A 22,596-nucleotide genomic window follows, 5' to 3' on the forward strand; every position below is an offset into this window, starting at 1 on the left:
ACCCCGCACATTCCGCGCTGGGCGGAGTCGTTCGTGCCGCCGCGCTACCGGCGCCGGCGCCCGGGGGCCCGGGGGGGGGTGCGGGCCCCTCGGTGCCGGGCCGGGGGGGGGGCGCCCCGCAACCCGCCCGTGAACGACCGCTGCCGCGCCCCTCAGGGACGGCACAGACGTCCCGCTCGTCAGCGGTACGAGGTTTCCTGCCCGGCCTGCTCGCAGACCCGCCAATCGGCCTTCAGAGGCCCGTCGTCGAGGATCTGCCGGGCCCGCGACTCCGCAAGGCTCGTGGCGTACCAGGGAGCGCGCTCGGCCCCCAGGCCGTCCGCGATGCCCTCCAGGGCACAGGAGCGCATCGGCTCCGGAAGCTCGTCGACGGCGGGAGCGGCGTCGGCGGACAGCCCGCGCGCGTACTCCAGGTCGAACTTCCCGGTCTCCTGGTAGCGCTGGACATTGCGCTCGGCGATGAGCCCGTCGGGCGAGAGCAGCCCGAACGCCAGCACACCGGCCGCGGCACTGGCGGCGACGGCCCGCGGCAGCCAACGGGTGCCCCACACCCCGGCCGCCATGATCAGCACGATCACGAGACCGAGCCAGAGCTCCATGCCCACGACCGAGACCCGCAGCCTGGTCAGGCCGTACGCGTCCACGTACATGTCCATGCGCCGCACCGCGGACGCCACCACGACGAGCGTGAGGGCGCAGAGCGTGCCGAGGACCGCCCGTACGAGATTGCGGTCACCTGCCCCGTCGCGCGGCGCCCAGCGCAGGGCGACGACGATGACGGCCAGGGTGAGCAGCGTGGCGATCAGCAGCTGCCAGAAGCCCTGGCGCGCGTACTGCGAGTAGGAGAGATCGGTCTTCTCCAGTACGGCGTCATAGCCACCGAAGAGCACGGCCAGCTGCACCACGTTGAACGCCGCGAACAGCAGGTTGAGCACGATCAGCGGGAGCGCCCACTCGACGCGGCTTCGCGCCCGGCCTGGGCCCACGACGAGCCGGTCCCAGCGCACCGGCGCGGCGGCGGTGTGCGCCACCGCGAGCGCCCCGACGACACCGAGGACGAGCAACAGCACACGCCACGGCCCTCCGGAGAGGGACGCATCCGGGATCAGGTCACCCAGGAGCCCCGCGAAGGCCGCGTCGGCCCCCGCGAACAGGGCGCCGAAGACGAGCAGCAGTACGGCGGTCACCGCGACCGCACGCAGTACGGGTCCACTACGGGAACCACCCGAGCGCTCCCGTAGACCGCGCCAGCCCCAGCGCACGCCGGTCAGGACACCGTCGAAGATGCCGAGTGGGGCCAGTAGTACGCCGATCCAGGTCCGGCAGCCGTGCAGGGCGAGCGAGCCGAGCGCCACTGCGGAGACGATCGCGAGGAACGAGGGCCATCCCGCGTCCCGCAGCGCGGGCACGACCAGCAGCGCGAGCCCGCCGATCGCCCAGGCCAGCGTCCAGGGGCGCGGGTCGCGACCGGCTCGCCGACCCGCGAAGTACGCGCCGAGCGCGGCCGGGACGGCGATGATCAGCAGATTGAGCGCGAGGCCGTCCCCCAGCAGCAGCATGCTCAGGAGGCCGGTGGCCAGCGCCGCGCAGAGCGTGGCCGTGCGGACCGGGGCGGGCGGTTCGGAGCGCAGATCGGCGAGCAGCGGCTCGCGCCGGGCCGCCGGGTAGGCCCAGCCGGGGTGAGGCTGCGGGGCTCGGGGGCTCTGCGCATGCCCGGTGCCACCGTCGTCCGCGGTCCTCGGCGCGGGCACGGCGTCTTCGGGGACGTCGCCTCTCGCTCCACGGTCGGACGGACCATCCTGTGGCGTATCGAAACGCCTCAGGTCGGCCAGATGATCGGCGGCTGCGGCACCACTCGTCGAGTCTCTGCGCGGATCCTCCTGGGGATCTCCCTCTTGATCTTCAGTACCTGAGGATTCAGGCAGTGACGGTGACGGTGTATCGGACACGGGACCCCCTCCCGGCCGGTCCGCGCGCGCAGCAGACGGCACACCTAGGTGGCGGGGCTGCCGGCGACCGGCATCGCGTTGAGGCCGAACAAGCCAAGATCAACTTTCGGCCTGCCTTCAGCGTAGCGGCGCAGCCGATCACCGCCGCCGGGCCGGTCACGCTGTGGCGCGACCGTGACACTGGCCCCGAAAGCCGCCTCTACGTAGAGCCCGTTTCCGTACGACAAAGCCCTCGAAAGCCCGGAAGTCAGCCCGCCCCGACAGGCATCCAGCCGGGCAGCGCCTCGGTCCGCTCCAGCCACTCCTCGGGCGGCGACCCGCCCTCTCCGGAGGCGATGACTCCACCCACGATGGCGCACGTCGTGTCCATGTCGCCGCCCACCTGGGCCGTCGCCCAGAAGGCCTGCTCATAGCGGCCGAGGCCACGGGCCGCCGACCACAGGGCGAACGGCACCGTGTCGTGGGCGGTCGTGCGGCGGCCGCAGCCGAGGACCGCGGCGACCGTGGCCGCGTCCCCGTAGTCGAGCATGTCCCGCGCCCGGCGCAGCCCCGCGCCCACGGCACTGCGCGGCACCAGGTCGATGACTCCGTCGAGCAGCGCCTTCGGCGCGGGCGGCCCCGCGGGATCGGCCATCAGCGCCGCGGCGGCGGCCACCGCCATGGCTCCCACGACGGCCTCGCGGTGCTGATGCGTGGGGTAGGCGGAGATCTCCGCCTGGTGCGTCGCCTGCTCCGGGTCGTCGGCGTACCAGGCGCCGAGCGGCGCGATCCGCATGGCCGCGCCGTTCCCCCAGGAGCCCTGCCCCTTGAACAGCGCGGAGGCCAGCTCACGCCAGTCCCCGCCCTCGCGGACCTGCCTCAGGAGCCGGTTCACGGCCGGGCCGTAACCGCGGTCGAAGTCATGGTGCTCGGCGAAGGACAGGGCGAGCGCGTCCTGATCGACGCGGTCGTGCTCCATGAGGATGGCGAGAACGGAACAGGCCATCTCGGTGTCGTCGGTCCACTGCCAGGGGCTGGCGGGCGCTTCCCGGCGCTTGAGCAGCGGGTAGTTCGCGGGCACGAAGAACTGAGAGCCCAGCGCGTCCCCCACCGCCAGTCCACGCAGGCTGGCCAGAGCGCGGGCCAGGCGCCGGTCGGGAGAGGAGTCAGCGGTCATCGCCCTGCCACTCTAACCGGTGACGCCGTAGGGCTCAGGCTCGCGCCAGCGTTCGAATGGCCGGTTCAGGGTGTACTTGCCGTCCTCCCCGAGCAGCAGCGTCCGCATCTCGCCGTTCCCGGGGTTGGACAGTGACTCGAAATCCGCCACCGACCAGTGGAACCAGCGCATGCAGAACAGCCGCATGGTCAGGCCGTGCGTGACGAGCAGGACGTTCGGCGGGTGATCCGGAGCCTCGAAGCTCCGGTAGAGGCTCTCCAGGAACGCGCCCACCCGGTCGTACACATCGGCCCCCGACTCGCCCTGCGCGAAGCGGTAGAAGAAGTGGCCGTACGCGTCGCGGTACGCCTTCTGGAGCTGGACGTCGTCCCGGTCCTGCCAGTTCCCCCAGTCCTGCTCCCGCAGCCTCGGCTCCTCGCGCACGCGCACAAGTTCCGGGTCCAGGCGCAGCGCCCGGAACGTCTCATGCGTGCGGCGATACGGCGAGACGTACACGCTCACCCGCTCGCGGCCGACCGCTTCGCGCAGCTGTTCGCCGGTCTCGGCCGCCTGGTGCCACCCCTTCTCGGTGAGCGCGAGGGCGTGGTCGGGCTCACGCTCGTACACGGTGTCGTCGGCATTTCCCGCCGACTCGCCGTGCCGGACAAGGAAGATGCGCCGCGGGCGTGCCATACGGAAACCCTAGATCGGCCCTCCCCGGTCGGCTCAACCGGTCGGCCGGGCGGGCTCCATCCGGGCGTATGCGGCCTGCGGGGAGCCTCCACCGCGCTCCTGCGGCGTCACACCGTCCACGACGGTTCAAGCTCCACGATGTCACCCGCGAGCGCCGCGACATCGGCGTCCGTCTGCGCGCGCAGGGAGAGACGCTCCACCCGTTCCCTGCGGTACTTGCCGTGCTCGGCGGCCGACTGCCACATGGAAAGGATCAGGAACTCATGTCCGGGCGCCTCTCCGAAGAGCCCGCGCAGCATCCCGGGCGAGCCCGCCATCGCCGGGTTCCAGACCTTCTCCTGCATCAGCGCGAAGTGCTCCACGCGCGCCTCGCGGACCCTGCAGTGTGCCACCCGCACCACGTCCGCGTCCGTGAAGCGCGGCTCGAACCCCGTCTTCACGTCGAAGCGGTGATCGAAGAGCTTGACCTGGATGTCCTTGAAGGTGCCCGCCTGTGTTGTGGCGAGCCGGTCGTGGGAGCGCGCCATGAAGGAGTCGTAGAAGGCCCGGCTCTCCCAGAAGGCGAAGATGTGGGCCACGCCCGGCCGTCCCCGGCTCCACCCCCCGCCCTGTCCCCGGAACCCCGGCTCCCCCAGAAGCCCCGCCCACTTTCGCTGTCCCCGCTCGAACCCCCGTCGGTCCACCACGGTGCAGCGAATCCACTTGACCAGCACCGCGCCATCGTACGGCGCGGAGCGTGGCCCGGGTCACGCTCCGGCGTAGTGCACCCGGATCAGCTCGGCGGAATCGTCGTCGGACAGTTCAATGCCGAACTCGCGAACGAGTACGTCGCTCAACTCGTCGACGGACACGTCACGTTCGTGCGTCGTGCCGTCGGGCCGCGTCACGGTGAGTCGATCGCCCACCAGCTTGCGGCGCGCGTCCGGAGCGGCCTTCTGGAGCACAGGGCGCCGGATGAACGACGACCGGGGGTGGGTCGACGTGTAGTGGTTCATGAGTACGTAGTCGGCGGTAATGCGCTCTTCCAGCGTGTATTCGTAAAGATCGAACCAGCCGTCCGAGTGCTCGGTCCGCAACACCCGCGCCCCGCCCGCCTCTTGGACGATCCCGAACCGCCACGCTCCTTGTCGTACGTCCACGCCGACCTCGAGGGGGATGGGTTCGAGCAGGCCCTCGGCGCCGAACCCGACGTCGCAGTGCCACTCCTGACCGTCCGCCTCGACCTTCAGGAGCATGTGCGTGACCGCCCGACGGGAGGAGGCACCCGCCCTGGTCCGGGCCCCAAGTCCCGTGACAGTGAAGCCGATGCGCTCAAGGGCCGCCGCGAACAGCAGGTTCTGCTCGTAGCAGTAGCCTCCCCTGCGCCGCCGCACCAACTTGTCCTGCAGGGCCGGGAGATCCAGCGGAACGGGCCTGCCGAGCATCACCTCCAGGTTCTCGAAGGGGATCGCCGCCACGTGCGCCCGATGCAGGGACCGCAGCGTTTCGAGTCCGGGCTTCGCCTCGCCCTCGTAGCCGATTCTGGCCAAGTAGGCGGTGATATCGAGCTCTTCCCAGTTCCATGTCATGAAGACAATGATCCACACCGGAAGTTCGGCGATGTCAGTGATACGCCGTAGCGTGTCTGTTGGACATGCCTCGTGCATCAGCATCAGCCAGGAATACGAGGAGGGGGAAGTCTGGTGAGCAGTGTCAGCAAGGGGATCCAGAAGGTCGAGGTAGGGCTCAAATGGGATCCGAGCCCGATCGGCGCGCCACCGCACGATCTCGACATCATCGCCGCCACCTACTCCGCGGACGCTCCGTACGGCCGTCCCGTGTACCTGGTGCACTTCGACAGCCGCTCCCCTGACGGGACGATCACCCTCAACAGGGACAGCAGGACGGGCCAGGGCTTCGGTTTCGACGAGGTGATGACCCTGGAGCTGGACCGGCTGGCTCCCACGTACGCGCGCGTGGTGGTGGGCGTGGCCATACAGCAGGACGAGGACCAGAAGGTGTTCGGCGACATCACGAACACCGCGGTGCGCATCCGCGAGGGATACACGGACCTCGCGCTGAGCGACCTCACCAGCGTCTCCGGGTGCACGGCTTCGACGATCGCCGAGTTCACCAGGGACGAGTCGGGCGCCTGGTCGTTCCGCGAGATCATCCGGGGGTACGACGCCGACCCGACGTCGTTCGCCGCGCTGATGGGCAGCGAGTCCTGAGAACGCGGTGAGGGGGCAGCCGGAGCCCGTAGGCCCCGCCTGCCCCCTCACCGGGCTAGCTCAGCGGATCAGCTGCAACCGCTGGTCGAGCCGCAGCCCTCGCAGATGTAGCAGGATCCCGCGCGCTGCATCTTCGTCCCGCAGGAGAAGCACAGCGGTGCGTCCGCCTGGATGCCCAGCTGCATCTCCACGAGCTCGGCGCTGGTGTGCGCCTGCTGCGGAGCGGGCTTCTCGGCCTCGGCCTTCGGCGCGGCGACCGCCTTCAGGGACTCGGTCTGCCGCGGCGCGGACTGGGCCAGGCCCTCGACATCGACCTCGGACTCGTCGAGAGACGGCTCGTACGAACCGGTCTCCAGGTGACGCTGACGCTCCTCGGCCGAGTGGATGCCGAGCGCGGACCGGGTCTCGAAGGGCAGGAAGTCCAGCGCCAGGCGGCGGAAGATGTAGTCGACGATCGACTGCGCCATCCGCACGTCCGGGTCGTCCGTCATGCCGGCCGGCTCGAAGCGCATGTTCGTGAACTTCGAGACGTACGTCTCCAGCGGGACGCCGTACTGCAGACCGACCGAGACCGCGATCGAGAAGGCGTCCATCATGCCCGCGAGGGTCGAGCCCTGCTTGGACATCTTCAGGAAGACCTCGCCCAGACCGTCGTCCGGGTAGGAGTTGGCGGTCATGTAGCCCTCGGCGCCACCCACGGTGAAGGAGGTGGTGATCCCCGGGCGGCCCTTGGGAAGGCGCTTGCGGACGGGGCGGTACTCGACCACCTTCTCGACCGCGGCACGGATCGTGTCCTCGGTCTTCTCGGTGATCTCCGCCTTCTCGTCGTCCTTCTTCTTGGCGGAGAGCGGCTGGCCGACCTTGCAGTTGTCGCGGTAGATCGCGAGCGCCTTGACGCCCAGCTTCCAGGCCTCGTAGTAGACCTCTTCGACGTCCTCGACGGTGGCCGTCTCCGGGAGGTTGACCGTCTTGGAGAGCGCACCGGAGATCCACGGCTGGATCGCCGCCATCATCCGGACGTGACCCATCGCGGAGATGGAACGCTCGCCCATGGCGCAGTCGAAGACCTCGTAGTGCTCGGTCTTCAGGCCGGGAGCGTCGATCACATTGCCGTGGTCGGCGATGTGGGCGACGATCGCCTCGATCTGCTCCTCCTGGTAGCCCAGGCGACGCAGGGCCTGCGGCACGGTGCCGTTGACGATCTGCATCGAGCCGCCGCCGACGAGCTTCTTGAACTTGACCAGGGCGAGGTCGGGCTCCAGGCCGGTGGTGTCACAGGACATCGCGAGACCGATGGTGCCGGTCGGGGCGATGACCGAGGCCTGGGAGTTACGGAAACCGTTCTTCTCACCAAGGCGGACGACGTCCTGCCAGGCCTCCGTGGCGGCGGCCCAGATCGGGGTGTCCAGGTCGTCCATGCGGACGGCAGCGGCGTTGGCGTCGGCGTGCTGCTTCATGACGCGCTTGTGCGGCGTGGCGTTCTTGGCGTAGCCGTCGTAGGGGCCGACGACCGCGGCGAGCTCGGCGGAGCGCTTGTACGACCGACCCGTCATGAGCGACGTGATGGCACCGGCGAGGGCGCGGCCGCCGTCGGAGTCGTACGCGTGACCGGTGGCCATCAGCAGGGCGCCGAGGTTGGCGTAGCCGATGCCCAGCTGGCGGAAGGCGCGGGTGTTCTCGCCGATCTTCTGCGTCGGGAAGTCCGCGAAGCAGATCGAGATGTCCATCGCGGTGATGACCAGCTCGACGACCTTGGCGAAGCGCTCGGCGTCGAAGGACTGGGTGCCCTTGCCGTCGTCCTTAAGGAACTTCATCAGGTTCAGCGAGGCGAGGTTGCAGGACGTGTTGTCCAGGTGCATGTACTCGCTGCACGGGTTCGAGCCGTTGATCCGGCCGGACTCCGGGCAGGTGTGCCAGGCGTTGATGGTGTCGTCGTACTGGATGCCGGGGTCGGCACAGGCCCAGGCGGCCTCGGCCATCTTGCGGAAGAGCGACTTGGCGTCGACCTCCTCGATGACGTCGCCCGTCATGCGGGACGTCAGGCCGAACTTGCCGCCCGCCTCGACCGCCTTCATGAACGTGTCGTTCACACGGACCGAGTTGTTGGCGTTCTGGTACTGGACGGACGTGATGTCGTCGCCGCCCAGGTCCATGTCGAAGCCCGCATCACGCAGGGCGCGGATCTTCTCCTCTTCCTTCACCTTGGTCTCGATGAAGCCCTCGATGTCGGGGTGGTCGACGTCGAGGATGACCATCTTGGCCGCGCGACGCGTGGCGCCGCCCGACTTGATCGTTCCTGCGGATGCGTCGGCACCGCGCATGAAGGAGACCGGACCCGATGCGTTGCCGCCCGAGGACAGGAGCTCCTTGGAGGAGCGGATGCGGGAGAGGTTCAGGCCGGCGCCGGAGCCGCCCTTGAAGATCATGCCCTCTTCCTTGTACCAGTCGAGAATCGACTCCATGGAGTCGTCGACGGCCAGGATGAAGCAGGCGGAGACCTGCTGCGGCTGGGGCGTACCGACGTTGAACCAGACCGGCGAGTTGAAGCTGAAGATCTGGTGCAGGAGGGCGTACGCCAGCTCGTGCTCGAAGATCTCGGCATCCGCGGGCGAGGCGAAGTAGTTGTAGTCCTCGCCGGCCTTGCGGTACGTCTTCACGATGCGGTCGATCAGCTGCTTGAGGCCAGTCTCGCGCTGCGGGGTGCCAACGGCCCCGCGGAAGTACTTGCTGGTGACGATGTTGACCGCGTTCACCGACCAGAAGTCGGGGAACTCGACGCCACGCTGCTCGAAGTTGACCGAGCCGTCGCGCCAGTTGGTCATGACGACGTCTCGGCGCTCCCAGACCACCTCGTCGTACGGATGCACGCCGGGCGTCGTATGGATGCGCTCGATACGCAGACCCTTGCTGGCCTTGGATCCCTTGGCTCGGGAACCTCGTGCCGGGCCGCTCGTCGTCTCGGTCATGCCGCCTCCCTGTAACAGGCTAAAACGCCCTGAAGTGCCACGTTCTTCCCGTGGCACGGTGTGTGTCTTGTGCTGCGGATCCCGCAAAGGTCACCCGCAACAGGTCTGGTGGGGGGGGGTGGGGGGGGGGGCGGGTCGGTCGGGGGGGGGGGGGGGCTGGGTTAGTTCGACTTTCCCTCGGGGCCCGCTGTACACGCCCCGCTCCCCGCCGGCGTCCTGCGGCTCGACGTCGAGCCGCTGGTCCCTCAGCTCCCCGATGGCAGCCTCGAAGTCCTCAAGTGAATCGAACGCCCGGTACACGGACGCGAAGCGCAGGTAGGCCACGAGGTCCAGCTCCTGCAGCGGACCGAGTATGGCCAGACCCACGTCGTGGGTGGTCAGTTCGGCGCTGCCGGTGGCGCGCACCGCCTCTTCGACCCGCTGGCCGAGCTGCGCGAGGGCGTCCTCGGTCACCGGCCGCCCCTGGCACGCCTTGCGTACGCCGTTGATGACCTTCGTACGGCTGAAGGGCTCGGTCACGCCAGAGCGCTTGACCACCATCAGCGAACACGTCTCCACGGTCGTGAAACGACGGGAGCAGTCCGGACACTGACGACGCCTGCGGATCGACGTGCCGTCGTCCGTGGTGCGACTGTCGACTACGCGGCTGTCGGGGTGCCTGCAGAAGGGGCAGTGCATGGAACTCCCAACCCTCCTTCACGGCACGACTTATAGGCCTCAACGGGCCCATGAGGCCCTCGAAGCAGCCCCAAGCATAGGCGATGCCCGAGCCCCGGAAGGACCAGGGACCACAACTTCTGGGCTGCGGTGGCAATCCAACCACTAGATCTGGGGTTTGACCGCAAATTCGGCACCATCGCGTGTCGCGCACGCACGACCGCTCACCGAAAGCTGGGCGCGCCGCGCGCGCCGCACGAAGAAGGGGCCGGTGCCGGGTTGACGGGGCACCGAGTGGCAGTATGGGGACCCCGCTGAGGGAGTCACGACCCCGGCGGTGAAGCGTACCGTAATGAACCGAAATGCCATTCGGCCCGAACGTTAGCCATACACCCAGACACATGATCACGGCAGGCAATCTGCGATTTTTCACTCGAACGTGTGTTTGGCGCAACCTTTCGAAAGCAACTACCGTTGGCTAACTAGGGAGAACATCTCGAGAGGGGCCGACCGACGTGACCACCACCGCAGACAGTGCCACCATCACTGCCCAGGACCGCTCACAGAGCCGACTCGAGCCGGTGCATGCCATGAATGACGCAGCCACGAACCAGGAGGGGCCCAAGCCCACACGCTCCCTGCCGGGCCGACCTCCAGGAATCCGCGCCGACAGCTCGGGACTCACCGACCGGCAGCGCCGTGTCATCGAGGTCATCAGGGACTCCGTGCAACGGCGTGGCTACCCCCCGTCGATGCGGGAGATCGGGCAGGCGGTCGGCCTCTCCAGCACCTCGTCGGTCGCCCATCAGCTGATGGCGCTGGAGCGCAAGGGCTTCCTGCGCCGCGATCCGCACCGTCCGCGCGCGTACGAGGTGCGGGGCTCGGACCAGCCGAGCAGCCAGCCCACCGACACGGCCGGCAAGCCCGCCGCGTCGTACGTCCCGCTCGTCGGCCGCATCGCGGCAGGCGGCCCGATCCTCGCCGAGGAGTCGGTCGAGGACGTGTTCCCGCTCCCCCGCCAGCTCGTCGGCGACGGCGAACTCTTCGTCCTCAAGGTCGTAGGTGACTCGATGATCGAGGCCGCGATCTGTGACGGCGACTGGGTCACGGTCCGCCGCCAGCCGGTCGCGGAGAACGGTGACATCGTCGCCGCCATGCTCGACGGCGAGGCGACGGTCAAGCGCTTCAAGCGCGAGGACGGGCACGTGTGGCTGCTGCCTCACAACTCCGCGTACCAGCCGATCCCCGGTGACGAGGCCACGATCCTCGGCAAGGTGGTGGCGGTGCTGCGACGGGTGTGAGCCTGTGCCCCTGACCGGGCCCCGGGACCAACTGCGCCGGTTCCGGGGCCCTGCTGCGTCTGGGGGCGGTACGCGAGCTACGCCTCGCCAGAGTCTTTGGAGTCTCCGGAAGCGTCAGAGTCTCCGGAGGCGTCAGCCTTCGCCTTGGCCGCCGCGTCGATCGCGGCGAGCGAGCGGCGGGCCTGATTGCGGTCCGTCGTGTACCAGAAGTCGGGCAGCGAGGCCCGCAGATAGCTGCCGTAGCGCGCGGTGGCCAGGCGGGGGTCCAGGACGGCGACCACGCCACGGTCCCCGGAGGCGCGCACCAGCCGCCCCGCGCCCTGTGCCATGAGCAGTGCCGCGTGCGTCGCGGCGACCGCCATGAAGCCATTGCCGCCGCCGTCGTCCACCGCCTTCTGGCGAGCGCTCATCAGCGGGTCGTCGGGACGCGGGAACGGGATCTTGTCCATGACCACCAGCTGGCAGCTGGCACCCGGCACATCGACGCCCTGCCACAGCGACAGCGTGCCGAAGAGACAGGTCTTCGTGTCCGCCGCGAAGTTCTTGATCAGCTCGCCCAGCGTCTCCTCGCCCTGCAGCAGGATGGGCATGTCGAGTCGGCCCCGCAGCTCCTCGGCGGCGTTCTGTGCCGCACGCATGGAGGAGAACAGGCCGAGCGTGCGACCGCCCGCGGCCTCGATCAGCTCGGCCAGCTCGTCGATCATGTCGCTGCGCGTGCCCTCACGGCCCGGACGGGCCAGGTGCTGGGCGACGTACAGGATCCCCTGCTTGCGGTAGTCGAAGGGCGAGCCGACGTCGAGGCCCTTCCAGGCCGGGGCGTCCTCGGACTGAGTGCCCTCGGGGGCCAGGCCCAGCGACGCCCCCACTCCGTTGAAGTCGCCGCCGAGCTTGAGGGTGGCGGAGGTGAGGACCACGGAACGGTCGCTGAAGAGCTTCTCCCTCAGGAGGCCCGATACGGACATGGGTGCCACCCGGAGCGAGGCGCCGAAGCGCTCATGCCGCTCGTACCAGACGACGTCGTACTCGGAACCGTTCGTGATGCGCTCCGCCACGTCATGGATCGACTCGACGGCGGCGAGGGCCTGCTTGCGTACGGCGTCCTCGTCCTGGACGGACTTGTCCCGGGTGGAGCCGAGCGCCGAGATGACCGTGCGGGCGGCGTCCCGCAGGGCCATCAGTGCGTACCCCAGGTCTTCGGGGATCTCCTCGAGGCGGCCGGGCAGGGCCAGCTCCATCAGCCGCTCGAAGCCCTCGGAGGCGGTCTGGAGCTGGTCGGCGGCCTTCTCGTTGACCAGCTTGGCCGAGCGGCGCACCGCCCGGTTGACCTGGCCCGGAGTGAGCTCGCCGGTGGCCACGCCGGTGACGCGCGAGACGAGCTCATGCGCCTCGTCCACGATCAGCACTTCGTGCTGGGGAAGGACGGGGGCGCCCTCGATGGCGTCGATCGCCAGCAGGGCGTGGTTGGTGACCACGACCTCGGAGAGCTTGGCCCGCTCGCGCGCCGCCTCGGCGAAGCACTCCGCTCCGTAGGCACACTTCGTCGCTCCGAGGCACTCCCTGGAGGAGACGGATACCTGGGACCAGGCGCGGTCGGAGACACCGGGAGTGAGGTCGTCCCGGTCGCCGGTCTCGGTCTCGTCCGCCCAGTCGCGCATCCGCAGCAGGTCCTGGCCCAGCTTGCTGGTGGGGGCCGCGGCCTCGAACTGGTCGAAGAGTCCGTCTTCCTCTTCCTGCGGCACGCCTTCATGGAGGCGGTGCAGGCACAGGTAGTTGGAGCGGCCCTTCAGCATCGCGTACTGGGGCCGACGCCGCAGCAGCGGATGCAGCGCGTCCACCGTCCGCGGCAGGTCCCGCTCCACGAGCTGGCGCTGCAGCGCCAGGGTGGCCGTCGCGACCACCACCCGCTCCCCGTGCGCGAGCGCGGGCACCAGATAGCCGAGGGACTTGCCGGTGCCGGTGCCGGCCTGGACCAGCAGGTGGGAACCGTCGTCGATCGCCTCGGCGACGGTCTCGGCCATGGTGACCTGGCCAGGCCGCTCCGTGCCGCCGACAGCGGTGACGGCGGCGTGCAGGAGCTCGGGGAGGGAGGGCTTCGTCATAGCGCGTCCAGCCTACGGTGCCCCACTGACAACTCCACGATCACAGCTGACGGAGAGGGTTGGGCACGGTTCCGTGCACGGCTGCGTGCGGGCGCTGCGGGCGGTCCCGGTACCCGTCGAGGTGCAGCCGGTTCCGGTTGAGGCACAGCCGCTCGATGCGCGGGGTGAGCAGGTCGAACATCTCGTAACGATCCTTGAGCTCCGGAGCGCGTGCCTGGTGGCGCAGGATCTCCGCCCGGACCGCGGACCAGAAGGCGGACTCCGAGATCCCCAGCTGTTCCTGGCACAGCGGGGCGAGGTAGCGGAAGACGCCCACGAAGAGGCCGGAGTGGATGAACTGGGTGAGGAAGCCGGGGGGCTCGGTGAGCAGGACGTCGCGGACGTCGTCCGGCATCGACGCGTGCTCCGGCAGGGGTGTGGCGCTGACGTTGACGTCGTCGACGAAGTCCTTCACGGCGAGCCGGACCGGTACGTCCTTGTCGTCGAAGACGACGATGGCGTTCTCCCCGTGAGGGGAGAACACGGTGCCGTACCGGTAGAGGAAGTGCAGGAGCGGCGGCAGCAGGGCGGCGAAGAGGCGCCGGAGCCAGATATCGGGGGGCAGCCCCGACCGGGCGACCAGCTCCGCGACGAAGGCTCTGCCGTGCGGGTCGGTGTGCAGCAGCGAGGCGAGTGTTCGTGCGCGCTCACCGGGAGCGAGGTGGCGGGTGAGCGGTTCGCGCCAGATGGCGCCCAGGAGTTCCTTGTACTGGTACGGGACTTCGGGAAGTCCGTCGTACAGCGGGTGTTCCACGGTCACGGACGCGACCTCACCGAGCAGGATCACCCGGCATTCGTCCCGTAGGAAGGGGTCGGCGTCGCGCAGGGAGTGCATCCAGGCGGTGACCGCGGGGGCGGCGAGGGTGCGCCCGGTGGGCAGGCCTCGCCACACCAGGGTGTTGAGCACCGACAGCGGGAGCTTGACGGTGTGGCGGTCGGGGCGGGACGTGTTCAGGAACGTACGAATGGACTGCTGGGGCAGCCGCACGTCGCCGTCGGTGGGGAGAGGCACGATCGCGCCCGCGGCGACCGAAGGGGCGAAGAGCGGCAGCACGACGTCGTCCCACTGCCATGGATGCACCGGCAGGTAAAGGTACTTCTGCGGGTCGAGGCCGCGCGCCCTGAGTATGTTGGCGAAGGACTCCCTTGTGGCCGCCGTGAGTTCACGGTCGTAGAGCCGCTCAGCCGTGTCCAGGCCGGCGACGCCTCGGTACGCGGCCAGATCGGTGTGGACCGCGATCCAGGGAAGCGGCCCGGCGTGGCGGGCCTCGGGCGCCCAGCGGGCGGCGTCACTCGCGGAGAAGCCGATGCGGCCCTTGTTGAGGACGAGCCAGGGGTGGCCGGTCTGATGCCCTTCGAGTTCCGCGTAGCCGAGTTCGGCGAGCTGGGCCGCGGTGAGCGCCGTCCGGTCGAGCCGGGCGTCGGCGGCGAGCGTGACGGTCAGCTCGCGGATGAGGTGGCCGAGGGTCGCGCCGTCGATTCCGAGGGTCCGGCGGGACTCCACGAGGAAGCGGAGGGGGTCGCCGAAGGGACGCGGCGGTCCGTCGCCTTCGGTCAGGGTCAGGCTGTCCGGATCGACGTGCCAACTGCCGTACGAGCCGCGGCGGGCACGGAAGGTGAGACGGGGGGCCGGTGCCGGTGGCCGGGCGTGGCCATCGTCCTCGGCCTGCGGGTCGTCCAGGCGGAGGCTGTAGCTGTCCGCGGCGCCGGGGCCAGGGCCGGGATCGGGGTCGCGGTCGCGGTCGGCGGGGATGGGGCCAGGGACGGCGGGGACGGGCTCGATGATCTCCTCATACGCGAACTCGCCGATCATCTTGGCGAGCAGACGGCGGCCGCCCCGCATCCACCGGTCCGGGGTCAGTTCGGGTGGGTCGTAGAGCGCGGACGGCTCGCGGGACGTCGGGGTGACGGACGCCGGAGGGACGGTCGTCGGAGGAAGGGGCGTCGGCGGGAGGGACGGATTCGGCACGGGGACTCCTCGAGGAGGGAACCGGATCAGGTCGGGCGGTGTACTAAGAGTGAACGGGTCAGAGCACTGCGCGCAGGGCCCGGTCACGGACCATGAGCGCCGCTCTCTTGTCGGGGAGATCCACCTCGGCGGCGAAGCGGAAGCCGGCGCTCAGAAAGGCTGAGACGGAGGGGGTGTTGCGCAGGTCGGGTTCCGCGATGACGCGTGCGCACGAGGCGCGATGGTCGAGCACAAGATCGGCGACGGCCCTCAGCAGGATGGTGCCGAGCCCTCGGCCGCGGTCGGCGACACCGCCGATGAGGAGGTGAACACCGGTGTCGTGCGGGCGGGCCGGATAGTGACGGGCCAGGGCGTCGAGGTCCGCGCGATAGACCTCCCAGTAGCTCATCGGCGTGCCCTCCAGGACGCCGAGACAGGGGACGCTGCGTCCGTCGCCGTCCAGTTGGCGGCGCAGATGGGCCTCCGTGACGGCATCGGAGCCGGCCAGCTCCCAGAACGCCGCCACGGCGGGGTCGTTCATCCACCGGCTGATGAGAGGGAGATCGCGTTCGATGCGTACGGGGACGAGTTGAAAGACACCGGCGTCGGTGGTCGCGGGGCCCCAGTCACCGACACCGTCGAGCAGGTCGTCGACCGGCGACGCAGCCGGGCGCGTCGGGGTGCGGTCCGCCGTGCGCGCATCGGTACCGATGCGTCCGGAGGGTGCGCCGTCCTCACCGCTCGCGGCGAGCAGCGCGATGAGCTCGTCCGGGAGGCGCAGGTCCAGGGTGTCTTGGCCGTCGGCCCGGTCGGCGGTGACCGACTCGATGGCGGAGCCGGTGGCGCAGTCGGTCGCGGATTCCGTTCCGGCGTGGGTGCTCGCGTCGGTACTCGCGTCAGTGGGAGGCACGACGTCGCTCCTCTCAGAGAGGGTGGGGCATGTTCCTCAGGAATGCAGGGGGTTGGCGATGGTGACGTAGACGGACTGGGTGTCGACCGGGCCCACGAGCTCGTCGAGACCGCGCAGCCGGGTCAGCAGGTTGGCCTTGCAGCGCAGTACGGGTGAGTCGAGGAGCAGTGCGGGCAGTGGGGTGCGCAGCGGGTCGCTTCCGGAGGCGGCCTCGCCGAGGAATCGGCGGAACGCGGCGAGCAACAGGCCCTCGTCGGCGAGTCGTTGGGCGCCGAGGGCTCCGATGAGGCCGAGGACGTTGTTGATGCCGAGGTAGTAGGCGAAGCGCTCGTCCGCCACCTCGTCGGAGACGAACGTGTCGCTGTGCTCACCGATGCCGGGGAGCCGCTGGTCGAGCTCGGTGCGGCGGGACTCGCGGAAGTAGTAGCCCTGGTTGTCGCGGTATCGGCCGCCCACGGGCCAGCCGTCCGAGTCAAGCAGCAGGAGCGTGTTCTGCTGGTGTGCCTCCAGGGCGACACCGGCCGCGCTGTCCAGCCAGAGCACGGGGCGTACGACGTTCTCCAGGTAGCGCAGGAACCACTCCGTGGCGACGGCTCCTCGGGGGCGGCCCGTCCGTCCGGCGAGGCGGGTGACGAGCTCGCCGAGCCGGGAGCGCATCGGGGGGCGGTCCTGCCCGGTGGCGTGCGGCGACGGCCTGGGCGATACGAGGCCTGCGATGCAGGTGGCGTCGTCGCCGGGGCCGAAGGGGTTGTGCCGGATCATGACGTCGAGTCCGGTGACGGGCGTGCCGTCGGAGTCGGTCACGGCGAGCCACGCCGGGTCGCGGATGACGTCGAAGCCGGGATGGACCGCCTGCCACTGCTCGGAGAGGCCGCTGCGCAGCAGGCGGTGGACCTCGACGCCGCGGTGGAGTTCCTTGCGGAGGTTCTCACGACGGGAGTTGGTGATGCGCAGGCCGAGCGAGAGCTTCAGCATGGCGGCGGCGCCGGAGCGGTAGAGGGTGCGCACGGAGGAGGTGGGATACCACGGTGCGCCGTGCGGTCCGAGGTCCTGGAGAAGTCCGGCTTCCAGGAGCGCGGCGGTCGCGGGGCGGTGGCTGAGCTCGCGCATCTGCCACGGGTGCAGGGGCAGGGCGGTGCGGCCCTCCGGCAGCGGCAGGTCCGGGCCCGCGAGGCGGGCGGTGAGCTGTTCGGCGGGGAGCGTGCGGCCGCGCTCCGTCCAGGCCGAGTCCGCGGCGAGCACGGAGGGGTGGACGGCCAACCAGTGCAGGGCGAAGGCGCCGCGCAACTCGGGTGAGTAGAGCCGGGATTCGGTGTCGGAGAGTCCCTCGCGGCTCTTCGGGGTGGGGTGCAGCGGGTGGCCGAGGAGCAGGGACTGTTCGGCTGCGAGGAAGCGGTCGGGCTCGTCGCCGGGGTTGTTGCGGCGTTCCGCGATGAAGGTGGCGGTGCGCCGTACGGAGTCGGCGACACGGCCCACGAGGTCTCCTCCGCTGGTGCCGCTGACGTCGCCGGGATCCCGTACTTCACCGGTGCCGGGGCCGGTGCCAGGGAGGGCCTCATGGCCCGGGGCGGCGTCCTCGGTGTGGCTGGTCTCGCGGCCCAGGAGGGCGGCAACGGTGACGGCGTCGGCCGGGGGCGCGCTCTGAGGGCCGTCTTCCAGGTACGGGAGGCCGAAGCGGTGCCAGCCTGTCGCCGACCAGTAGTGCACGGGGACAAGGAGTGCCGTGCCGCTGGCTTCGAGGGGGATGCGCAGGGCTCCGTGCTCAGGGGCGGGGAGGTCGTTCTCGCGGACCCAGCAGCGCAAGAGGTTCTCGATGGCCGCGATCTGCGCCGCCGTGTGCGGATCGGGGTGCTCCAGCAGGTCGGCGGTCGCACCGCGCAGGTGCTCGGCCTCTCGGCTGCTCTTCTGCCGGGGGACCGTGCTGTGCTCTGCCACCAGCGAATTTTGCGTGCCGCACGCTCCTGGGGCGTGGGGGCTGGGCTGGCCTTCGGATGCGGGGGTGGCGTTCAAGAGGGCTTCCTTGTGGGGTCGTTCGGGCTCCGTGGGGACGGGCTGGAGCTGTGCTGTTGTCTCGTGGCCGGCCGTGGGCGCTCCGCGTCGGACGTGGTCATCCGCGGTGCGAGCGCGCCGCCGCGGTCAGCGCGTCGGCGAGGCGGTCGAGGATCGCGGCCGCCTGTTCGTCGGTGATGGTGAGAGGAGGGAGGAGGCGTACGACGCTGGAGTGCCGCCCGCCCAGTTCGACGATGAGGCCGCGGCGCAGGCATTCCCGCTGTACGGAGGCGGCCAGTTCGGGTGCCGGGGGCAGCGGCCGCGCCGAGCGGTCCATCGCCGCCTCCGGCCCGGGGTCCGCCCCGACGACCGAGCCCGCAGCCGCCATCACGTCCGCCTCGGCCTCCTCGCCGGGTCGTTCTCCGGCGGGCCGGTGGGCGGTCGGCACGGCCGTCGGGGCAACGGTCGGCGTACCGGTCGGGTCCACCAGTTCGACGCCGATCATCAGGCCTCGGCCGCGGACGTCGCCGATGCAGGGGTGTTCGCCGGCCAGGGACCGCAGTTGGGTGAGCATGCGGGTGCCGAGGGTGGCGGCGCGTTCGGCGAGGTGGTTCTCGCGGACGTACGCCAATGTGGCCGCACCGGCCGCCATGGCGAGCTGGTTGCCGCGGAAGGTGCCCGCGTGGGCGCCGGGCGGCCAGACGTCGAGGTCGTCGCGGTAGATCACGACGGCCAGCGGCAGGCTGCCGCCGATGGCCTTGGACAGCACCATCACGTCGGGGACGATGCCGCTGCGTTCGACGGCCCAGAAGGTGCCGGTGCGCCCGACGCCCGTCTGGACCTCGTCCGCGATGAGCGGGATGGAGCGTGCGGCGGTGATCTCGCGCATCCGGCGCAGCCAGCCGTCGGGGGCGGGGATCACTCCGCCCTCGCCCTGCACCGGTTCGAGGATCATCCCGGCAGGTGCCGGCACACCCGACTTGGTGTCGTCGAGGAGGCTCTCGGTCCAGCGGGCCGCGAGGTCGGCTCCGCGTGCCCCGCCGATCCCGAACGGGCAGCGGTAGTCCTGCGGATACGGCAGCCGCGCGACCCGTACGTCCGATGCACCGCCGGATGCTTCGAGCGCCCCCGCCGTCATGCCGTGGTAGGCGCCGGTGAAGGCGAGCATGCCGCCGCGGCCGGTCGCCAGGCGCACGAGTTTGAGCGCGGCCTCCACCGCGTCCGTGCCGGCGGGGCCGCAGAACTGGATGCGCGCACGGTCCGCGAGCCCGCGGGGCAGCGTGCGGAACAGCTCCGTCGTGAAGGCGTCCTTGACCGGTGTGGCCAGGTCGAGGACGTGCAGGGGCGCCCCCGAGTCGAGGACCTTCCTGATCGCCTCGAGCACCACCGGATGGTTGTGACCGAGGGCCAGCGTCCCCGCTCCCGAGAGGCAGTCGAGATAGCGCTGTCCGTCAGCACCCTCGATCGTGAGACCGCGTGCCCGTACGGGCACGATCGGCAGGGCGCGCGCATAGGTGCGCGCCGCCGACTCGCGCGCCGACTGGCGTCGCAGGATCCCCTCGTGTGCGGCGGAGTGCGCCTCGGAACGTCCCACGGACGGTGCGGCGGAAACCGCCGCGGGCGCAGGCTCGGTCACGGCCACGACTGTTGGTCCTCCCGCTGGGAATGTGCACGTCCCACTCGGTCTGGGCTTGTGCGCCGACGAGTTGGCAGGGGAGTTGAACGCAGGCCGCGAGTCCCCCGTACGTACCAACGACGGGGGATGCGGGGGATCACGGGTAATCGGAAGATCCTTGCCGTGACGGAACCGTTGCCGTTCCGTCGGCTGTCCCCTACGGCACCGGCATAGTGTGAGGTGCCGTTCACCGGCAACAGGGTGTGCAGCGCCGGGTCATACGGCGCAGAACGCGCCAAATGACGCACGGTGTCCGGCATGTGGAACTATTTCGAAGCCCAGGGGGAATCTCTCTATGCGACCCATACGCCCGCTCATAACCGCTCGTCGTGGGAGGAGCGCGCGCAGCAGAACCTCCCCTGTGGCGGCCGCTGTCGCGATCGGCGCGGCACTGGTTCTCACCGCGACGGCCTGTGGCCCGAGCGAGGACAACGCGGGTGACGATCCGTCCGCGTCCCAGCCCGCCGACAACGGCAACGACGGCGGCAACGGCAAGGTCCAGATCCCGGACGACATCCAGGACCGGCTCAAGGAGCACGGCATCGACCTGGACAAGTGGAAGGACGGGGCCTGGAAGAACTGGGACAAGGACGACTGGCTGCGCGAGGCCGGCGACTACGTCAACCCGATCATTGACGGCCTGTGGGACCCGGACCGGATGCGGGACGCCGACAAGAACCCGGACCGGGGCGTCGACGACAACGACATCTCCGGCGACCACGGCGTGACCGACCCGACGCCCGAGCCGGTGGACGCGGCGGCCGTGAAGACCCCGTACCACGACGCGGTTCCCGAGTCGGGCAAGCTCTTCTTCGACGGCCCCGAGGGCTCGATGGTCTGCTCCGCCACCGTCATCAAGGACCCCGCCCACCCGGGCAAGTCCAACATGGTGTGGACCGCGGGCCACTGTGTGCACGCCGGTGCGAAGGGCGGCTGGTACCGCAACATCGCCTTCGTGCCCTCGTACAACAACACGGGCAAGTCGGTCGAGGAGTTGCAGAACGCCCCCAAGGAAGAGGTCGCTCCGTACGGCGTCTGGTGGGGTGACTGGGCGCAGACCTCCGACCAGTGGATCGAGCAGGGCGGCCCGACGGGCGGCAAGGGTGCGCCGTACGACTTCGCGGTCATCCACGTGACGCCCGAGAAGGGCAACGAGGGCAAGTCCCTCGAGGAGCAGGTCGGTTCGGCGCTCCCGGTGGACTTCAACGCCCCGGCGGTGCCCCAGATCGACAAGATGACGGCGACCGGCTACCCGGCCGCTCCCCCGTTCGACGGCCAGAAGGCGTTCCAGTGCGCCGACAAGCCGGGCCGGCTCTCGATCAGCAAGCCCGACCCGACGATGCACCGCATCGGCTGCACGATGACCGGCGGTTCGTCCGGCGGCGGCTGGGTCGCCGCGGGCTCGGACGGCAAGCCGGCCCTGGTGTCCAACACCTCCATCGGTCCGGTGACGGCAGGCTGGCTGGCCGGTCCGCGCCTGGGCAAGGAGGCCAAGGGCATCTACAGCGCGGTCAGCAAGAAGTTCGCCGGCCAGTAGTCGCGCGAAGGACGCCTGGCGTACGCGGGCCGGCATCGACGGCGGGGTTGCCGGAAACCTTCACGACCCCGCCTGCGTTCGTCCTCAATCGCTTAGGCATAGTGGGGTGTTGCGTCGGCGTGGGGCTCCCGGAGCAGCCACGCCCGCATGTGACACGTACATGGCAATTACGCAATTACACGCTCTATTCGGGGGTTTACCACAGCATGCGTTCCACTCGTGCGCCCTTCGCGCGCAGTCGCGGGCGGCGTCTCGCACTCGCCGCCACCGGGCTCGCCGCGACTCTGGCGCTCACCGCCACGGCCTGCGGCCCCAGTGACGACAAGGCCAGTGACAAGGCTGATTCCGGCACCTCGCAGGGCGCCGACAAGGGTTCCGACACCGGATCCGACACGGGCGAGGCCCAGCTGCCCGGCGACATCGCCGACCGGCTGAAGGAACACGGCATCGACCCGGACAAGTGGAAGAACGGCGCCTGGAAGAACTGGGCCAAGGAAGACTGGCTGCGCGAGGCCAAGGACTTCGTCAACCCGGTCATCGACGGGCTGTGGAAGCCCGAGCGCATGACGAAGGCCAAGGACCCGAACAAGACGATCGCCGCGAAGGACGCCGCAGCCGACCAGGGCGCGACCGACCCCGAGCCGTCGCCGGTCCAGGCCAAGCGCGAGAAGACGCCGTACCACGAGAACGCCGCCCCGGTCGGCAAGATCTTCTTCGACTCCCCCGAGGGCTCGATGGTCTGCTCCGGCACGGTCGTGAAGGACCCGCGCAACCCGGGCAAGTCCAACCTCGTGTGGACCGCGGGCCACTGCGTGCACGCCGGTTCCGCCGGTGGCTGGTACCGCAACATCACCTTCGTGCCCGCGTACAACGACCTGGGCAAGTCCGAGGCCGAGCTGCAGAACGCCGCGCCGCAGGAGATCGCCCCCTACGGCCAGTACTGGGCCGACTGGGTCTCGACGTCCGCCGAGTGGATCGACGAGGGTGCCGCTTCGGGCGGTGCCGGTGCGCCGTACGACTACGCCGTGATGCACGTGAAGCCGGAGCAGGGCTCCAAGTCCCTGGAGGAGACGGTCGGTGCCGCGCTGGACGTCGACTTCACGACTCCGTCGGCGCAGACCGTGAGCTCGATGGGCGCCTGGGGCTACCCGGCCGCTCCGCCGTACGACGGCCAGATCATGCACAAGTGCATCGACAAGCCGGGCCGTCTGTCGCTGACCTCCGCCCAGCCGACGATGTACCGCATCGGCTGCACCATGACCGGCGGTTCGTCCGGTGGCGGTTGGTTCCGGATGGTGGGCGACAAGATGAAGCTGGTCTCGAACACCTCGATCGGCCCGGCCGAGAACACCTGGCTCGCCGGACCGCAGCTGGGCAAGGGTGCCCAGCAGGTCTACGACATGATGAGCAAGAAGTACGGCTCCAAGTAGCCGCACCTCGCACGTCGAACCGTCGAACCTGACACGGCGAAGGCCCGCCCCCTAGGAA

16 protein-coding genes are annotated in these 22,596 nt (G+C 70.0%); 4 read left to right on the forward strand and 12 right to left on the reverse strand.

Features of this window, described 5'->3' with window-relative positions; all coding sequences use genetic code 11:
* Nucleotides 1-179: 179 nt before the first annotated feature.
* From ACFWY6_RS27705 to ACFWY6_RS27725, 5 genes are all read right to left on the reverse strand, one after another.
* Nucleotides 180-1,643 (reverse strand): DUF4153 domain-containing protein, encoded by a 1,464-nt coding sequence (locus tag ACFWY6_RS27705; protein WP_384695700.1) that lies wholly within the window; start codon nucleotides 1,641-1,643, stop codon nucleotides 180-182.
* Between the two features lie 553 nt (nucleotides 1,644-2,196).
* Nucleotides 2,197-3,105 carry an ADP-ribosylglycohydrolase family protein gene (locus ACFWY6_RS27710; protein ID WP_384695656.1) on the reverse strand — a complete coding sequence of 303 codons (909 nt, stop codon included), beginning with the start codon at nucleotides 3,103-3,105 and terminating at the stop codon, nucleotides 2,197-2,199.
* 12 nt (nucleotides 3,106-3,117) lie between these two features.
* Nucleotides 3,118-3,777: a histidine phosphatase family protein gene (locus ACFWY6_RS27715; protein ID WP_384695659.1), complete on the reverse strand. Its 660-nt coding sequence runs from the start codon at nucleotides 3,775-3,777 to the stop codon at nucleotides 3,118-3,120.
* A 107-nt stretch (nucleotides 3,778-3,884) separates the two neighbouring features.
* The gene (locus tag ACFWY6_RS27720; protein ID WP_384695662.1) at nucleotides 3,885-4,490 is read right to left on the reverse strand and encodes a YdbC family protein; all 606 of its coding nucleotides are present in this window, start codon (nucleotides 4,488-4,490) and stop codon (nucleotides 3,885-3,887) included.
* A gap of 33 nt (nucleotides 4,491-4,523) precedes the next feature.
* Nucleotides 4,524-5,345 carry an arylamine N-acetyltransferase gene (locus ACFWY6_RS27725; protein WP_384695665.1) on the reverse strand — a complete coding sequence of 274 codons (822 nt, stop codon included), beginning with the start codon at nucleotides 5,343-5,345 and terminating at the stop codon, nucleotides 4,524-4,526.
* A gap of 114 nt (nucleotides 5,346-5,459) precedes the next feature.
* Here ACFWY6_RS27725 and ACFWY6_RS27730 point away from each other — a divergent pair, with 114 nt between their 5' ends.
* The gene (locus ACFWY6_RS27730; protein WP_384695669.1) at nucleotides 5,460-5,987 is read left to right on the forward strand and encodes a TerD family protein; all 528 of its coding nucleotides are present in this window, start codon (nucleotides 5,460-5,462) and stop codon (nucleotides 5,985-5,987) included.
* Nucleotides 5,988-6,055: 68 nt separating this feature from the next.
* Here ACFWY6_RS27730 and ACFWY6_RS27735 read toward each other — a convergent pair whose 3' ends face one another.
* Both ACFWY6_RS27735 and nrdR read right to left on the reverse strand, forming a co-directional pair.
* The gene (locus tag ACFWY6_RS27735; RefSeq protein WP_384695672.1) at nucleotides 6,056-8,953 is read right to left on the reverse strand and encodes a vitamin B12-dependent ribonucleotide reductase; all 2,898 of its coding nucleotides are present in this window, start codon (nucleotides 8,951-8,953) and stop codon (nucleotides 6,056-6,058) included.
* Nucleotides 8,954-9,043: 90 nt separating this feature from the next.
* Complete coding sequence (gene nrdR, locus ACFWY6_RS27740; protein WP_384695675.1) at nucleotides 9,044-9,631, reverse strand: transcriptional regulator NrdR; 588 nt, start codon at nucleotides 9,629-9,631, stop codon at nucleotides 9,044-9,046.
* Nucleotides 9,632-10,125: 494 nt separating this feature from the next.
* On the opposite strand from nrdR, the gene lexA reads away from it, so the two are divergent.
* Entirely contained in the window at nucleotides 10,126-10,911 is a 786-nt protein-coding gene (gene lexA / locus ACFWY6_RS27745; RefSeq protein ID WP_135333994.1) for a transcriptional repressor LexA, read from the forward strand.
* 77 nt (nucleotides 10,912-10,988) lie between these two features.
* Here lexA and ACFWY6_RS27750 read toward each other — a convergent pair whose 3' ends face one another.
* The 5 genes from ACFWY6_RS27750 to ACFWY6_RS27770 all read right to left on the reverse strand — a co-directional run bounded on the left by ACFWY6_RS27750 (nucleotide 10,989) and on the right by ACFWY6_RS27770 (nucleotide 19,538).
* Entirely contained in the window at nucleotides 10,989-13,010 is a 2,022-nt protein-coding gene (locus ACFWY6_RS27750; RefSeq protein WP_384695680.1) for an ATP-dependent DNA helicase, read from the reverse strand.
* 40 nt (nucleotides 13,011-13,050) lie between these two features.
* Nucleotides 13,051-15,018: an IucA/IucC family protein gene (locus ACFWY6_RS27755; RefSeq protein WP_384695683.1), complete on the reverse strand. Its 1,968-nt coding sequence runs from the start codon at nucleotides 15,016-15,018 to the stop codon at nucleotides 13,051-13,053.
* Nucleotides 15,019-15,076: 58 nt separating this feature from the next.
* Nucleotides 15,077-15,907 carry a GNAT family N-acetyltransferase gene (locus tag ACFWY6_RS27760; RefSeq protein WP_384695685.1) on the reverse strand — a complete coding sequence of 277 codons (831 nt, stop codon included), beginning with the start codon at nucleotides 15,905-15,907 and terminating at the stop codon, nucleotides 15,077-15,079.
* Nucleotides 15,908-15,943: 36 nt separating this feature from the next.
* Nucleotides 15,944-17,917 (reverse strand): IucA/IucC family protein, encoded by a 1,974-nt coding sequence (locus ACFWY6_RS27765; protein WP_384695688.1) that lies wholly within the window; start codon nucleotides 17,915-17,917, stop codon nucleotides 15,944-15,946.
* A gap of 97 nt (nucleotides 17,918-18,014) precedes the next feature.
* Entirely contained in the window at nucleotides 18,015-19,538 is a 1,524-nt protein-coding gene (locus tag ACFWY6_RS27770; protein WP_384695691.1) for a diaminobutyrate--2-oxoglutarate transaminase family protein, read from the reverse strand.
* Nucleotides 19,539-19,866: 328 nt separating this feature from the next.
* Between ACFWY6_RS27770 and ACFWY6_RS27775 the strand changes: the two genes are divergently transcribed.
* Together ACFWY6_RS27775 and ACFWY6_RS27780 are read left to right on the forward strand one after the other, a co-directional pair.
* The gene (locus ACFWY6_RS27775; protein WP_384695694.1) at nucleotides 19,867-21,108 is read left to right on the forward strand and encodes a trypsin-like serine peptidase; all 1,242 of its coding nucleotides are present in this window, start codon (nucleotides 19,867-19,869) and stop codon (nucleotides 21,106-21,108) included.
* 206 nt (nucleotides 21,109-21,314) lie between these two features.
* Entirely contained in the window at nucleotides 21,315-22,538 is a 1,224-nt protein-coding gene (locus ACFWY6_RS27780) for a trypsin-like serine peptidase (RefSeq protein WP_384695697.1), read from the forward strand.
* Nucleotides 22,539-22,596 lie beyond the last annotated feature (58 nt).

It is taken from the genome of Streptomyces sp. NPDC059037 (assembly GCF_042740015.1).
Lineage (GTDB): Bacteria > Actinomycetota > Actinomycetes > Streptomycetales > Streptomycetaceae > Streptomyces.

Excerpts from the sequence above, each read along its gene's own strand:
- ACFWY6_RS27710 (WP_384695656.1), bottom strand. The coding sequence starts at position 3,105 with ATGACCGCTGACTCCTCTCCCGACCGGCGCCTGGCCCGCGCTCTGGCC.
- ACFWY6_RS27715 (WP_384695659.1), bottom strand. The coding sequence starts at position 3,777 with ATGGCACGCCCGCGGCGCATCTTCCTTGTCCGGCACGGCGAGTCGGCG.
- ACFWY6_RS27725 (WP_384695665.1), bottom strand. The coding sequence starts at position 5,345 with ATGACATGGAACTGGGAAGAGCTCGATATCACCGCCTACTTGGCCAGA.
- ACFWY6_RS27735 (WP_384695672.1), bottom strand. The coding sequence starts at position 8,953 with ATGACCGAGACGACGAGCGGCCCGGCACGAGGTTCCCGAGCCAAGGGA.
- nrdR (WP_384695675.1), bottom strand. The coding sequence starts at position 9,631 with ATGCACTGCCCCTTCTGCAGGCACCCCGACAGCCGCGTAGTCGACAGT.
- ACFWY6_RS27750 (WP_384695680.1), bottom strand. The coding sequence starts at position 13,010 with ATGACGAAGCCCTCCCTCCCCGAGCTCCTGCACGCCGCCGTCACCGCT.
- ACFWY6_RS27775 (WP_384695694.1), top strand. The coding sequence starts at position 19,867 with ATGCGACCCATACGCCCGCTCATAACCGCTCGTCGTGGGAGGAGCGCG.
- ACFWY6_RS27780 (WP_384695697.1), top strand. The coding sequence starts at position 21,315 with ATGCGTTCCACTCGTGCGCCCTTCGCGCGCAGTCGCGGGCGGCGTCTC.